Below are 14,535 nucleotides of genomic sequence, written 5' to 3'. Positions count from 1 at the left end.
CGCCCCCCCGGCGCCCCGCCCGGGGTGGGCCCCCCCCCCCCGCGGGGCCCGCCGGGGGCGCGCGGCGGGGGGGGTCCGGCGCGTCCGCGCGGCGGCGGCCCCCCCCCCCCGACATGGGTTGGGTCACCGTGGTCGACTCGTGCATCGGCCTGCTCTACGCCGTCGTCTTCGCCGGTGGGCAGCCGCACCGGCTCGCGATCGGCCTGCTCGCCGCTCTCGGAGGCGTCTTCGCCGTCGGGCTGATTCTCCGCAGCGACCGGCTGAGCCGCGCGGGTTCCGCCCGGCAGCTGATGCTGACCTATGCCGTCGTGCTGGTCGCCATGGGCGGCGTCCTGAGCGCCCTGGACGGCGGCGCCAGTTCCGTCTGCGCGCTCAGTCTGCTGCTGCCGATGCCACTGATCGCACTGAGCACCCCCGCCCGGGTGGCGATCCCCATCATCACCCTCTCTTCCGCGGTGTACGCCGCGGTCGCGGTCTGGGTCGGCGTGTCGAGCGGCTGGTACGCCGTCCTGTTCCTCGCCGGCGCCGTCGCGGTGTCGATCGCCTGCGGTGAGCAGGGCAAGGCCGCGGCGCGGCAGCGGTGGCGGCTCACGCGGGTGTCGCGGATCGATGTGCTGACCGATGTGCTCAACCGGCGCGGCTTCGAGGAACGGTTCGCCGCCGAAGCAGGGCGGGCCGGCACGGTTTCCCTGCTGATCTACGACCTCGACGGTTTCAAACAGGTCAACGACCTGCACGGGCACGCCGCCGGCGACGAGCTGCTGTGCTGGGTGGCCGCCACCCTGAGCGCCAACGTCGACCGGCCTGACGCCGTCGGCCGGCTGGGCGGCGACGAGTTCGTCGTGCTGCTCACCTCGCCGGATTCGGCGGACGCCTCCGCCGTCGCCGAGCGGCTGCGCGACGCTCTGGCCGTCCGCACGGCGGCCAGCATGGGCCTGGCGACCCTCGGCCCCGACGGCGGCGACTTCGATCTGCTGTACGCGCGCGCGGACGCCCAGCTCTACGCGGAGAAGGCCGGGCGGGGCGGGTATCGCCGCGCCGCGGCCTGAGCCGCTTTCCCGGGCTGATCACCGGCGCAGCACGGAGGATAGGTCGGTGAGCACCCACGGCGCCTCGATGAGCCCGGCGTCGAGCTCCACCGGGGCGCGAACGTGGAACACGGCGGACTCGCCCGCCAGCAGGGTGACGAAGCCCCGGTCGACCACCGCCTCCGGGTGGACGCGGTCGGGTTGGAGCAGGACGTCACGCACCAGAGCGGCCGCGTGGACGTGGACGTCGAGCCCGCCGAGGACGGGCTCGACGTCGACGGTGAGCGCGGGATCGCCGTAGGAGAAGTCCCGATCGCGGGCCGCGAACCACAGGGCTCGGGCCTCGTCGAGCCGGGCGACCAGCAGTTCGGCGGCCGGGTCACCGAAGTCGGCGACGGCGGCCGGCACCGGCACCAGCGCCACCGACCGGCCGGGCACGGACACCCGCTCGGTCGCGGTCGCGCACACCGCACCCCCGGCGTCCTGGCGCTCGATGAGCAGGGTCGCGGTCCATGCGGCGGGGTGATCGTTGAGGACGGCCACCACGAGAACGCCGTCGCGGGGCTGGATCGTCAAGGCACGCTCGGCGTAGAGCTCGCGCAGGGCGAAGTAGAGCGGCTTGTGCCGTCCCGCGCCGTCGATCGCCGCCCACGAGGTGACCGGCCACAGGTCGTTGAGCTGCCAGAGGATCGTGCCGCCGGTGTGCGGCCAGTGCGAGCGCCAGTGCTCGACGCCGGTGCGGACCGCCCGTACCTGATTGAGCTGGGTGAGGTAGTGCCAGGCCTCGGTGCTCGCCGGCTCGCCGAAGTGGGGAGCCAGGCCGCGGGCGAGTTTGCCGTTGCCGTCCTCGGCCTTCTGGTGGTGCAGCACGCCCGGGGAGTCGGGCAGCAGCGGCTCGTCGGACACCGCGTCGCGCAGCGTGGTCCACGCCGGCGGCGCCTGCCAGCCGAACTCGGCGACGAATCGCGGCGCCGAGTCCCGGTAGTGCCGGTAGTCCCGCCGGTTCCACACCTCCCAGCTGTGGTGGGTCTGGTGGTCCGGGTCGTTCGGCGGCTGCTCCCAGCTGCCCGACCAGGGGCTGCCCGCCTGGTACGGCCGCGACGGGTCCAGCTCCGCGACAATGGCCGGCAGCGTCTCGAGGTAGTACCTCTCGCCCCAGCTCAACTCGCCGCCGGGTTGCCCGGGCCAGCCGGACGGCTCGCGCAGCCACAGGTTCTCGTTGTTGCCGCACCACGTCACCAGGCTGGGGTGCGGTGCCAGGCGGAGCACGTTCTCCCGGGCCTCGGCGACCACTTCCGAGTAGAGCGGCTCCTCCTCGGGGTAGCAGGCGCAGGCGAACAGGAAGTCCTGCCAGACCATCAGCCCCAGTTCGTCGCAGATCTCGTAGAACGCGCCGTCCTCGTAGATGCCGCCGCCCCACACCCGGATCAGGTTGACGCCGGCGTCGGCGGCCTCGCGCAGCCGCCGCTCGTAGCGTTTCCGGCTCATCCGTGCCGGGAAGATGTCGTCCGGGATCCAGTTCACGCCCTTGACAAGCACGGGCTCGTGGTTGACGTGGACCACGAATCCGCCGCCGGCCAGGTCGATCTCCACGGTGCGGAACCCGGTGCGGCGCCGCCACCGGTCGAGCAGCCGGTCGCCGTCGAGCAGTTCGACGCTCAGGTCGTACAGCGCGGGTTCGCCGTAGCCGCGCGGGTTCCACGGGGTCACCTCGCCGGCGTCGACGACCGCGTGCGCGACCGTCGCGCCGCCCGGCAGGTCGAGTTCGGCGATCTCCCGCCCGTCGAGCAGCACGCGGGCGCGCAGGTCGCGGTCCCGGGTGCGTCGCACGTCGACGGCCACGTCCAGCCGGCCGCCGTCCTCGTACGTCGCCAGTGGACGGACGGCGGCCAGCCGCGCCGTGCTCCAGCCCTCGAGCCGCACCGGCCGCCAGATGCCCGCGGTGACCAGGGTCGGCCCCCAGTCCCAGCCGAAGCCGCACGCCATCTTGCGGATCAGGTTGAACGGCTCGGGGTACGCGTTGGGTCGCGGCCCGAGCAGCTCACGAACCCGCGCCGTCTCGGTGTACGCCGACGTGAGGCTCACGGTGAGCTGCCGTGGCACACCGTCGAGCAGCGCCGTGACCTCGTACCGGTAGCCGCGGTGCATGTTGCGGGTCGCGCCGAGGGCGACGCCGTCGAGGTCGATCGCGGCCACCGTGTCGAGCCCCTCGAAGACGAGGTCGAGGCGCTCCGGCGCCGGCCCGTTCCAGGTCACCTCGCGGCTGTACCGCCAGTCGGTGCGCCCGACCCAGGCGACCGCGGTCTCGTTGTCGTCGCGGAAGGGATCCTCGAGCCGACCGTCGTTCATCAGGTCGGTGTGCACGCATCCCGGAACCCGCGCCGGGACGGTGACGCCGACCAGCGCCCGAGCCCGCGGAAGAAGCGGGCCGTGGGAGCCGACCCGCAGCTCCCACGTCCCGCCGAGATCTTCGACCTGCACCATGCGGACGTCCTCTCTCACTCACGACGGTAGGGGATTGACGAACGTCACCGAGACTGACACAGTACGACAGTGGCTGATCCACTGATCCACTCGCCCATTGCCCGTGACACGGTCGTCGACGCGTTGGTGACGCGGCTGCGTGCCGATGTCCTCACCGAGCGATACGCCGCCGGCAGCCTGCTTCCGCCCGAGCGGGAGCTGGCCGCCGGCTACGGGGTGACCCGCACGTCGCTCAAGCACGCGCTGGTCCGGCTCGTCGAGGCCGGTCTGCTGGAGACCCGCCACGGCGTCGGCACCCGGGTGCGCGACTTCCGGCGCACCGCCGGCCCGGATCTGCTGCCGTTCCTGGTGAGCCTGGACGGGCCGAGCTGGCTGGCGGAGATGTTCGCCGTGCGCCGCGAGGTCGGGTCCCTGATCGCGGCCCGGGCGGCCGAGCAGGCCACCGAGGACCAACGGCGTCAGCTCCTGCGGCTGCGCGACGCGATCGCCGCCGCGCCGGGCGGCGACCCGGCGCAGCTGGCCGAGGCCGAGGTGCACCACGCCCTGGCCGCCGCCAGCGGCAACCGGGTGTACGAGCTGCTCGTCAACTCGCTGCTGCGCGCCTACGCCGACGTGCGGGAGCTGTTCGCCGGCCCGTTCGCCGACGCGGCGGTGGCCGCGGACCGCATCACGCCGCTGGTGGAAGCGGTGGGCTCCGGTGACGCCACGGCCGCCCACGCCGCGGCCGACGCCTACTACCTGTGTACCGAACGACTCATGCTGGGAGACGCCGGTGATCACGACCCTGAGCGAGACGATGACGGGAACGGTACGGCTGACCGGGCGGCCGGATGAGCTACCCATCCGGCTGACGCTGCGGGTCAGCGCGCCCGGCGCCGTGCATCCCTTCGCAGACCTGCGCGCGGAGGCGGCCGGGTCCGTACACGTGCCGGGCTTCGCCGACGACGCGGCCGCGAGCGGCACGATGGACATCGCCCCGCTGCGGGCCGGCTGGATCGGCTACCGCCTGGGCTTCACCGCCCTCGACGGCCGGCGCCTGTGGCTCGACGGCGGCAAGTCCGTGACGGTCCGCCGGCCGCTGCACAGCATGACGCGGTTGCGTGCCCGCGTGCTCGACGCGGCCGGCGCCGTGGTCGGCGAGGCCCGCCTCGTGTTCGATCTGCGCAGCGAGCTCCTGCCGTTCCTGCTGAGGATGCGGATGCACCGCACCCGCCGACCCTGGCCGGCGGCCCCGGACACCCGTGCCACCGCCGACACCCTCCTGAGATCGCGGTGGCGGGGACAGCCGGGACGGCTCGAAGCCTGGTACACGACCGTGACGGATCCGGTGACCGGCACGGGCATCTGGTTGCACCACGAGCTGGTGGCACCCACCGACGGCTCCGCGGCCCGGGCACACGGGTGGGCCGCCGTCTTCGCCGGCGACGCCGCCCCGGTCTGGGCCCGGTTCGGTCCCGCTCCCTGGCCGGTCACTCCGACGATCGACGGGTACGCCGCCGCCGGGGTAACCGCCACGGCGGACGAGCTGACCGGCTCGGCCGGCGACCTCCGCTGGGCGCTGCGCATGACCGGCGGCGGCACCCCGCTGTACACCTTTCCCCGCTGGGCCTGGCACCGCGAGCTGCTGCCGGCCGCCCAGATCGTGCCGCTACCCAGCGGCCGGTTCAGCGGCTCGATCCACATCGGAGACCGCGAGCTCACCCTCACCGACGCGCCCGGCAACACCGCACACATCTACGGCCACGGCAACGCCCGCCGGTGGGCGTGGCTGCACGCCGACCTGGGCGGCGGCGACGTCTGCGAGGTGGTGGCGGCCGTCTCCACCCGCCCCGGCCTGAACCGCCTCCCCCCGCTGCCCTTCGTCCGGCTCCGCGTCGGCGGTCTGGAGCTGCCGGCCGGCGATCCGCTGCTGGCGGCCCGGCACTTCCGCGCCCGCCTGGGACGTCCCGGCTGGACGGTCACCGGCCGCAGCGGCGAGCACCGGATCTCCATCGCCGTGACCATGCCGCCCGAGCGGACCCTCGCCGTGCCGTACGCCGACCCGGACGGCTCCCCCGCGGTCTGCCACAACTGCGAGGTCTCCGACGCGGTGATCCGGCTGGAGCGGCGCCGGCCCGGCGGCTGGCGGGAGGAAGGACGCTGGGAGCTCAACGGCACCGCGCACGCCGAGGTGGGCGAGCGTGACTGAGCACCTGGCGGGTGTCGCCGCGGCCCTGCTCGGCACCGACACCGACGAGGGCCGGCGGGTCGCCGCGGAGTTGACCCGCCTGGCCGGCGCCTTTCCCGGCCCGGTACGCCTCGGGCTGGGCGCGGCCGGCACGGGACTGAACCTGGCCGCCCGGGTTTTCGCCGGCCGCTCGCTGTCCCGGCTCGACCCGGGCGCCCGGGAAGCGTTCCTCGTCGCGCTGTCCGGCCGTCCCGGCGGGCGGGCGCTGGTGGAGGCGCTGAAGCCGCCGCTGATGCTGGCCGCGGCCGCCGCGCCCGTCGCGGCCGCCGGTGACGCCGCCCCGGAACCCGAACTGACCTGCGTCGCCGCCGACGACTGGCCGCACCGCAGCCGCGCCGACGCCGTCGTGGTGGGTTCCGGGGCCGGCGGAGCGATGGCCGCCCGCGAACTGGCCCGGGCCGGGCTGACGGTCGTGGTCCTCGAGGAGGGACGGCGGTTCACCGCGGCGGAGTTCCGACGCCGGCCCCCCGCCGAGCGCTTCGTCGACCTGTACCGCGACGGCGGCGCCACCGTGGCGTTCGGCACGCCGCCGGTGCTGCTCCCCCAGGGCCGTGCCGTCGGCGGCACCACGCTGGTCAACTCGGGCACCTGCTACCGCACCCCCGACCGCGTCCTGCAGCGCTGGCGGGACGTGCACGGGCTCGCGTACGCGGACCCGGACCGCTTCGGCCCGCTGCTCGACGAGGTCGAACGCACCCTGCGGGTGGCGCCGCAACCGATCGACGTGCTCGGACGCAACGGCCTGCTCGCGCTCGCCGGCGCCGAAGCCCTCGGCTGGCGCGCCGCGCCACTGCGCCGCAACGCCCCCGGCTGCGCCGGCTCGTGCCAATGCGTGGTCGGCTGCCCCCGCAACGCCAAGAACGGCGTACATCTTAACGCCCTGCCGCAGGCGTGCGCGGCCGGCGCGGTCGTGGTCACGGGGGCCCGGGTCGATCGGATCGTCACCACCCGGGGTCGTGCCGTAGGGGTTCGGTTCGGTCGTCGCCTGATCGCCGCGCCCCTGATCGTCCTCGCCGCCGGGGCCCTGGAAACGCCCCGACTGCTGGCCCGGTCAAGGCTCGGTGACCACCCCGGGCTCGGCCGTGGCCTCGCGGTGCACCCGGCGGTCAGCATGGCGGGCCGGTTCGACGAGCCGGTCACCGCCTGGCAAGGCGTCCTCCAGAGCGTCGGCGTCGAGGAGCTGCACGACGATGGGGTGCTCATCGAGGCCACCGCCGGCCCGCCGGGACTGATGTCGTTCGTCCCGCCCGGCATCGGCCGGGCGTTGCGCGAGGAACTCGCGACCGCGGACCGTCTGGCGACCGTGGGAGCCATGATCGCCGACCAGCCGTCCGGCCGCGTCGGTGCGCGCCTCGTGCGATACCGGCTGGCCCCGACCGACGCCGACCGGCTACGCCTCGCCCTCGTATCCATCGGGCGGCTGCTCTTCGCCGCCGGCGCGCGGGAAATCCTCACCGGACTGGCGCACCGCCCGTACGCGAAAAATCTGGACGAGCTCCGCGACGCTGTCGCGACCGCCGACCCGCGCCACCTGCATCTGGCAGCCTTCCACCCCACCGGCAGTGTCCGGATGGGAGCCGACCCGCAGCGGGCGCCGGTCGATCCGACCGGAGCGCTGCGGGGCGTTCAGGGCGTCTGGGTCGCCGACGCGTCCGTGCTGCCCAGTTGCCCGCAGGTCAACCCGCAACTGAGCATCATGGCCATCGCGCTGGCCATCGCCCGCACCGCGGCGTCGTCGGCGTGACGCCCCTCACCGCCGCGCCGAGGTTCTGGCGTCGCCCCAGAAGGCCAGTTCGCCGCGGGCCAGGCAGACGATGTGCAACCCGTCGGGGCCGGTGACCGCCCAGGACTCGAAGTCGGGATCGACATCGACCGACAGCCGCGACCCGCTGCCGAAAGCCACGTGAAGCTCGCCGGTGTGGTGCGCCCGCGCCACCTGGACCACCTCGCCGAGCAGCGTCGCGAGGACGTCCGAGGGATTCTCGCCCGGCTGGACCTCGGCGCGGCCGCCCGGCCCGCTCAGGTGGACGAGGGATTCGATCACCACCTGGCGGCCGCCGGAGAAGCTCAGGACGATGGCGTGACCCAGCCGCACGGACTCCAGCCGCTGCCCGACCAGCAGGTTGATCGACACCGCTTCCCGCGGAAGCCGCAGCGCGTTTTCGGCGACCATGACCGGCACCATGAATACCTCGATCGGCTCGTCGGAACACTGAGGGCAGGACCGTAGCCCGCGGTTTCATAAGAGAGCCTTAAAGGCGCCGCAGGTATCCCTGAGGCCCGTGCCGCCCCCGCCGGGCCGCGACCGCTCAAGTGGGGCCCCGGACGGCCGACTTAGTTGGCGACGTGTCGGGGATGAGAAGCAGGATGGGTGATGGCGGGTCGGGCACAGACGCGGCTGGTACGCGCGAACGCCGCCCTCGCCGCGCTCACGGGACTGCTGTACGCCGCCACGCTGCTGACCGGTGACCTGCCGGCCTGGCTGCCGCTGCTCGCCGCGACCGGTGCCCTCCCGCTGGCCACCGCCTCCTGCGTGCTGGTCACACGGCAGGCGCCGCCCGCCGGTGCCGTCCGCCGGTTCTGGGGCCGGCTGGCCGCGGCCCTCGCCGCCGGCAGCGGGGCGGTCGCCGTCAGCGCCTGGGAAGCCGTCGCCGGGGCCGGCAGCTGGCACCCCGTCGCGGCAGGGTACGGCGCCGCCGCCGGGCTCGCGCTCTGGGCGTTCGCCGGGCTGCCCGCGGGTCCCTTCGACCCCAGCCGCCAGAGAGAGATGTGGCTGGACATCGCGGCCGTGGTGCTCGCCGGCGGCCTACTCGCCTGGTACCTACAGGTTGACGGTGCCGGTCCGCCGCCCGCCGCGCGACAGCTGATCATCGTCGTGTTCCTCGTCATGATGGTGACGGCCAGGATCGCGCTGGCCGGCTCCCCGACGATCGACCGCAGGGCGCTGCGCGGCCTGGGCTGGGCGATGTCGGCGGTCGTCGGCGTCGTCGCGTACTTCCCGCTGCTGGGTGACCGCCCGGAGCCCGTCGCCGTGCAGCTCGCCGCGGCGCTGGTCGGGCTCACGGTGACCTGCGCGGCCCGCACCCAGTCGGCGACGGCGACCCGGCCGCCGAACTCCCCCGGCCGGGCCCGGCGCCCCAGTCTGCTGCCGTACGTCGGGGTCGCGATCATGAGCGTCCTGCTGCTGCACGCCGTGCGCGACTCGACGCCCCAGATCGTCGGGCTGGCCCTCGGCGCGGTCGGCCTGACGCTGCTCGTCGTGGTACGCCAGATGTTCGTGTTCCGCGACAACGGCCGGCTGCTCGACCGCCTCGACGCCGGCATGCTCGACCTCGGCCGCCAGGAGGCCCGCTTCCGCCACCTGGCCCAGGAGGCCAACGACATCATCACGATCATCGACGTGCGGGGCATCCTGCTCTACGCCAGCCCTGGCCTCGAACGCGCGCTGGGGTACACCCCGGAGCAGGTCGAGGGCACGTCCGTGATCGACTACATCCATCCCGACGACCGGCAGCCGGCCACCAGCGCCCTGACGGCGGCACTCAGCAGGTTCGGGTGCCGGTCGGTCTGGCAGGCGCGCTACCGGCACGCCGACGGCTCCTGGCGCTGGATGGAGGTCATCAACACCAATCTGCTGCACGAACCGAACGTGCGCGGGGTCGTCAGCACCGGGCGCGACATCACCGAGGCCCGGCAGCACTCGGACGAGCTGGCCTACCGGGCGAACCACGACCTGCTGACCGGGCTGCCGAACCGGGAGCTGTTCACCCGGAGCACCTCGCGGGTCCTCGACGAGGCCGGCTCCGGCGCGAGGGCCGCCATCGTCCTGGTCGACCTGGACGACTTCAAGGCGGTCAACGACCGGCTGGGACACACCGTGGGTGACGCGCTGATCGTGGCGATCGGTGAGCGGCTGAGCGACTGCCTGCGCACCGGCGATCTGCTCGCCCGGCTCGGCGGTGACGAGTTCGCGCTGCTGCTGCCGGGTGCCGGCGCCGACGAGGCGGCCGAGGCCGCCCAGCGGATCCTCACGGCCCTGGCACGGCCCATCGCGGCCGCCGACTACGAGCTGGTGGTGCACGGCAGCGTCGGCCTGACGACCGCCGGGAGCGGCACCGCCGAGCACGGCGAGTCCACGGCCATGGAGCTCCTGCGCCAGGCGGACGTCGCGATGTACACCGCCAAGGAGTCCGGCCGCAACCGCTGGGTGCGCTATGAGCCGGGCATGGACGCGGCCGCCCAGGAGCACGCCCAGCTCGCGGCCGAACTGCACCAGGCCCTCGAACGAGACGAGTTCCACCTGCTCTACCAGCCCATCGTGGCGCTGCCCGACGGTGACCTCATCGGCGTCGAGGCGCTGGTGCGCTGGCACCACCCGGTGCGGGGACTGGTCTCCCCCGCCGACTTCATCCCGGCCGCGGAACGCACCGGTCTCATCGTGCCGGTCGGCGAGTGGGTGCTCCGGGAGGCCTGCCGGCAGGGCGCCGAGTGGCAGCTCCGCCACGGCGACCGCGTTCCCAGCAAGATCAACGTGAACGTTTCGGCCCGGCAGCTCCAGGAACCGTCGTTCGTCGACACGGTGGCGGCGGTGCTGGCCGAGAGCGGACTGGCACCGTCCAGGCTGGTCATCGAGATCACCGAGACGGCGGTGTTCGGCGGCGGAAGCGCGACCCAGACGGTCGCCGGCCTGCGCGAGCTCGGTTGCCGCATCGCCCTCGACGACTTCGGCACCGGCCACTCCTCGCTGGGCCTGCTGCGCACCTGCCCGGTCGACGTCATCAAGGTGGACAAGTCCTTCGTGGACGGCGTCGGCGGCACCGTGGAGCAGGAGGCGATCGCCACGTCCATCGGCGAGATCGCCCGGGCCCTGCGGCTGGAAGCCGTCGCCGAGGGTGTGGAGACCGCCGCCCAGGCGGACCGCCTTCATCAGCTGGGATACCGGCAGGCGCAGGGCTTCCACTTCGCCCGGCCGCTGACCGCCGAGGCCCTCGAAGCCCAGCTGGACGCGCCGACGCTGCGTCCGGCCACGGCGGCGTGAGCACCCGCCAGTAGAGCGGTTCGCGGCCGGAGGGCCGGGCGGACGGCCCGCAGTCACCTAGCCGACACTCGTCATCCACGAGGCACCCGACCCCGAACGATGTCCGACAGCCCACCGCGACTCATAACGGGGGGCCGCGGCTGGCGGACAAGGGGGACCACGTGCTGATCCGAAAACCATCGAAGTCGAGGCTCGCCGCCGCGGCGGCCGTCGTCGCCGCCGGTGCCTGCGTCGCGGCCCTGGCGCCGACCGTCACGGTCGCCTCCAGCCACCGCGAGGCGCCACTGGTCTCGGGCGAACCCAAACTCGACAACACCGACGTGTACGCGTTCGTCAGCCCCGACGCGCCGGACACCGTCACGATGATCGCCAACTGGGTGCCGTTCGAGGAACCCAACGGCGGTCCGAACTTCTACGGCTTCGCCACCGACTCGGCGTACGACATCAACGTCGACAGCGACGGCGACGCCCTGCCCGACCTCATCTACCGGTGGACCTTCACCGACAACTACCGCGACAGGAACACCTTCCTCTACAACACCGGCGTCGTCAGCTCGCTGGACGACCCGGATCTCAACTACTTCCAGACCTACCGGCTGGAAGCCCTCACCGCCACGGGCAGCACCGTGCTGGTGAGCAACGGCCGGGTCGCCCCGTCGCGCGTCGGCGCGGCGTCGATGCCCAACTACGCCGCGCTCGCCGACGCCGCGGTCACGCACCTGCCGGCCGGCGGCCGCACCTTCGCGGGACAGGCCGACGACCCGTTCTTCCTCGACCTGCGCATCTTCGATCTGCTCTACGGCGCGAACTTCTCCGAGGTCGGCCAGGACACGGTCGGCGGCTACAACGTCAACACGCTGGCCATCCAGGTGCCCAGGAACGCCCTCGCGCTGCGGGGCGACGCCGTACGCAACCCGGTCGTCGGCATCTGGAGCACCACCTCCCGGCAGCGCGTCGAGGTGGTGGACACGCTGAACCAGCGGACCCGGTACGGCGGCTGGCAGCAGGTCTCCCGGCTGGGCATGCCCCTGGTCAACGAGGTCGTGATACCCGTCGGCCGCAAGGACGAGTTCAACGCGACCGCCCCCCGGGACGACTCGCGCTTCCTGCCCTTCGTGACCAGCCCCGAGGTGCCCCGGCTGATCCAGGCGATCTACCAGATCCCAGCCCCGGCGACGCCGCGCCAGGACCTGGTCGAGGTCTTCCTGACCGGCCTGTGCAAGGCGTGTGGCCCCGTCGCGGCCGACTTGAACTCGCAGCGACTCAACCGCGACATCGACCCCAGCAAGTTCCGCCCCAGCGAGCAGCTGCGGTTGAACATGGCGGTCCCGCCGGCCCGGACACCGCACCGGCTCGGCGTGCTCGGCGGCGACAACGCCGGCTTCCCCAACGGGCGCAGGCTCGCCGACGACACCCTGGACGTCACGCTGCGCGTCGCCGAGGGGGTGCTGCTCCCCGGTCACCCCCCGGCGGTCGACGGGCTCGGCGACGGTGTCAACGCCAACGCGCGGGCGTTCCGCACGACGTTCCCCTATGTCGCCCTGCCCAACGTGGCCGCGGTGAACCAGAGCTGACCGCACGGCCGGGGCGTTCCGGCGCCCCGGCCGGAAAGGAGGACTCCGCGTGAAGCGTCCCATTATCGTGGCGGCCACGCTGACGGCGGCGGCGCTGCTCGCCATCACCGTCGCCGCCGCCGTCGAACGACCGGCCGGGCCGCGCGAGCACTGGCCGGTCCTCCCGGCGCTCCACCAGTTCACGCCCGGCACCTGCCGCGACGCCGCCGACGCCGTGCTGGCCCTGGCCCGGCTGACCCGTCGCGACATCGGATCACTGTCGCCGGCAGACCGGGAGGAGCTGCGCCGGTTGCAGGAACGGTTCGTCGCACTACAGCCCGCCGCCACCGGCGAGGCGGCGGCGTCGATGCGGGAGCTGGTCCTCGCGCTCGGCTACCTCCGCCTTCGGCTCGACAGCCGCACCGGTGAGCCGCGCTACCTGCGCGAGGCGGAGGACGCCCGGTCCCATCTGGAGCAAGTCTGCGTCGGCGGCGGATCCGCGCCGGGAACCAGATGACGCGGCCGAGGGCGGACCCCTAGAGTGGGCCCAGGCGGGTGAGAGCGTTGTTGCAGCAGCGATCCATCGGTGCGGCCCACGAGGACGATGTGCGGCTGCGGGACCGGCTCGTCTTCGGCGACGAGGCCGCGTTCGTCGACCTCTACCACCGATACCGGGCCCTTGTGTACACAGTGGCCGCCCGCGTCACCCGTGACGGCAGGGCCGCCGAGGACATCACCCAGGAGGTGTTCCTCACGATCTGGCAGCAACCGTTCGCCTTCGACCCGGCCCGGGGCAGCCTCCGCGGCTGGTTGTCCATGATCGCCCACCGGCGCGCGGTCGACCTGGTCCGCCGGGAGGAGACCCAGCGCCGCCACGCGTCCCACCCCCGGCTGTGGGACGACGCGGTCAGCCGTGGCGACCCGGTCGGCGACCAGGTCTCGGACACGGACACGGCCCGCCGGCTGGAGCAGGCGGTGCGGGCGCTCCCCGAACCGTTGCGTCACGCGATCACCCTGGCCTACCTGCACGGCCGCACCTACCGCGAGGTCGCGGTGGAGCTCGGCGTCCCCGAGGGTACGGCGAAATCCCGGCTCCGCGAGGGCCTGCGCCGACTCACCGTGGCGCTGCACGGCTCGGGGCAGACATGACCGGCACGGACGCTCACCAGGCCGTGGCCCAACTCCTCGGAGCGTGGGCACTACAGGCCTGCTCTCCGCTGGAGGACTCCGTGGTCCGCGCCCACCTGCACGGCTGCGCCGCCTGCGCGGCGGAGGCGCGGGCACTGCGGGCGGCCGTCGAGGCACTCGACCGCGAGTGCCTGCCGCCGCCGGCCACGACGATCGCCCCGCTCGGCGTCGCCGCGAACGCGCTCCGGCGACCCGCCCCGCCCGCCCCGCCCTACGCCGCGCCGTACGCCGCCCAGGTCGCCGCGCTGGACCTCATGCTGTCCGGACTCGCCGCCGACGACTGGGACCGCGTCGCCGCGTACGGCGAGTGGAGCGTGCACGACCTGCTCATCCACCTGACCGCGACCGACGGCCTCATCGCGTCCGCACTCGGACTGACGGTCGAGCCCCCGGTCGAGCCCGGCGATGATCCCGTCTCGCGTACCCGTGCCATGCTCGACGTCCTCCGGAACCGATCTACCGAGGACACCCGGCGGTCCTGGCGCGCGCAGGCCGACGCGGTGTGCCGGACCCTGCTGCGGCATCCGTCGCTAGCCGCCGGGACGGTCGTCCTCGGCCTGCCGCTCACCGTGCGGGACGCGCTGGTGGCCCGGGCCTTCGAGACCTGGATCCACATCGAGGACATCGCCGCCGCGGCGGCTCGGCCGTCGGTCACTCCGCTGCCCGAGCACGTGCATCTCATGGCCGATCTGGCCGCCCGCATGCTGCCCCACGTCATAGCGCGGCGGGCCGTGACGCCCGCCGGCCGGCAGGTGCGGCTGCACCTCACCGGCCCGGGCGGCGGCACCTGGACGGTGCCGGCCGCCCCGCCCGCCACTGCCCTGCGGGCGTCCACCGGTCCGGTCGAGCTGGTGCCGTCCGCGGAGGTGATCGTCGAGATCGTGGAGTTCTGCCGGCTGGTCGGCGGCCGCCGGGAGCCCGAGCGGATCGGTGCTGAGTTGCGCGGCGACCCGGTGCTGGCGCGAGAGCTCCTCGCCGCCGCACCCGGCCTGTCCGGTCCGTGACGCACCCGCCGCG

Annotated in this window: 11 protein-coding genes; 9 read left to right on the top strand and 2 right to left on the bottom strand. The window is 73.8% G+C overall.

Annotated features, from left to right (window positions below; translation table 11 throughout):
* Positions 1–113 precede the first annotated feature (113 nt).
* Entirely contained in the window at positions 114–1,049 is a 936-nt protein-coding gene (locus AB0M36_RS18350; protein WP_364158767.1) for a GGDEF domain-containing protein, read from the top strand.
* Between the two features lie 18 nt (positions 1,050–1,067).
* Here AB0M36_RS18350 and AB0M36_RS18345 read toward each other — a convergent pair whose 3' ends face one another.
* Positions 1,068–3,530, bottom strand: a complete 2,463-nt coding sequence (locus AB0M36_RS18345; RefSeq protein WP_364158764.1) for a glycoside hydrolase family 2 protein — start codon at positions 3,528–3,530, stop codon at positions 1,068–1,070.
* A 51-nt stretch (positions 3,531–3,581) separates the two neighbouring features.
* Here AB0M36_RS18345 and AB0M36_RS18340 point away from each other — a divergent pair, with 51 nt between their 5' ends.
* From AB0M36_RS18340 to AB0M36_RS18330, 3 genes are read left to right on the top strand one after another with little or no spacing between them, the layout of a single operon-like run.
* Positions 3,582–4,346, top strand: a complete 765-nt coding sequence (locus AB0M36_RS18340) for a GntR family transcriptional regulator (RefSeq protein ID WP_364158761.1) — start codon at positions 3,582–3,584, stop codon at positions 4,344–4,346.
* A complete protein-coding gene (locus tag AB0M36_RS18335; protein ID WP_364158758.1) occupies positions 4,285–5,700 on the top strand; it encodes a hypothetical protein in 1,416 nt (471 codons plus the stop codon). Before AB0M36_RS18340 ends, AB0M36_RS18335 begins: the two co-directional genes overlap by 62 nt.
* On the top strand, positions 5,693–7,483 hold the full coding sequence (locus AB0M36_RS18330; protein WP_364158756.1) for a GMC family oxidoreductase: 1,791 nt from the start codon (positions 5,693–5,695) through the stop codon (positions 7,481–7,483). Before AB0M36_RS18335 ends, AB0M36_RS18330 begins: the two co-directional genes overlap by 8 nt.
* A gap of 6 nt (positions 7,484–7,489) precedes the next feature.
* Here AB0M36_RS18330 and AB0M36_RS18325 read toward each other — a convergent pair whose 3' ends face one another.
* A complete protein-coding gene (locus AB0M36_RS18325; RefSeq protein ID WP_364158753.1) occupies positions 7,490–7,912 on the bottom strand; it encodes a DUF6188 family protein in 423 nt (140 codons plus the stop codon).
* 201 nt (positions 7,913–8,113) lie between these two features.
* On the opposite strand from AB0M36_RS18325, the gene AB0M36_RS18320 reads away from it, so the two are divergent.
* The 5 genes from AB0M36_RS18320 to AB0M36_RS18300 all read left to right on the top strand — a co-directional run bounded on the left by AB0M36_RS18320 (position 8,114) and on the right by AB0M36_RS18300 (position 14,522).
* Complete coding sequence (locus AB0M36_RS18320; RefSeq protein ID WP_364158750.1) at positions 8,114–10,777, top strand: EAL domain-containing protein; 2,664 nt, start codon at positions 8,114–8,116, stop codon at positions 10,775–10,777.
* Positions 10,778–10,938: 161 nt separating this feature from the next.
* Positions 10,939–12,351, top strand: coding sequence for a DUF4331 domain-containing protein (locus tag AB0M36_RS18315; protein WP_364158748.1), 1,413 nt, complete (start codon positions 10,939–10,941; stop codon positions 12,349–12,351).
* 49 nt (positions 12,352–12,400) lie between these two features.
* Positions 12,401–12,847: a hypothetical protein gene (locus AB0M36_RS18310; protein WP_364158746.1), complete on the top strand. Its 447-nt coding sequence runs from the start codon at positions 12,401–12,403 to the stop codon at positions 12,845–12,847.
* A 47-nt stretch (positions 12,848–12,894) separates the two neighbouring features.
* Positions 12,895–13,479: a sigma-70 family RNA polymerase sigma factor gene (locus tag AB0M36_RS18305; protein ID WP_364158743.1), complete on the top strand. Its 585-nt coding sequence runs from the start codon at positions 12,895–12,897 to the stop codon at positions 13,477–13,479.
* Positions 13,476–14,522: a maleylpyruvate isomerase family mycothiol-dependent enzyme gene (locus AB0M36_RS18300; protein WP_364158740.1), complete on the top strand. Its 1,047-nt coding sequence runs from the start codon at positions 13,476–13,478 to the stop codon at positions 14,520–14,522. The genes AB0M36_RS18305 and AB0M36_RS18300 overlap by 4 nt, the downstream gene beginning before the upstream one ends.
* The last annotated feature ends 13 nt before the right edge of the window (positions 14,523–14,535 follow it).

It is taken from the genome of Actinoplanes sp. NPDC051346 (genome assembly GCF_040682215.1).
GTDB lineage: Bacteria > Actinomycetota > Actinomycetes > Mycobacteriales > Micromonosporaceae > Actinoplanes.
This window is presented reverse-complemented; position numbering and strand designations above follow the sequence as displayed.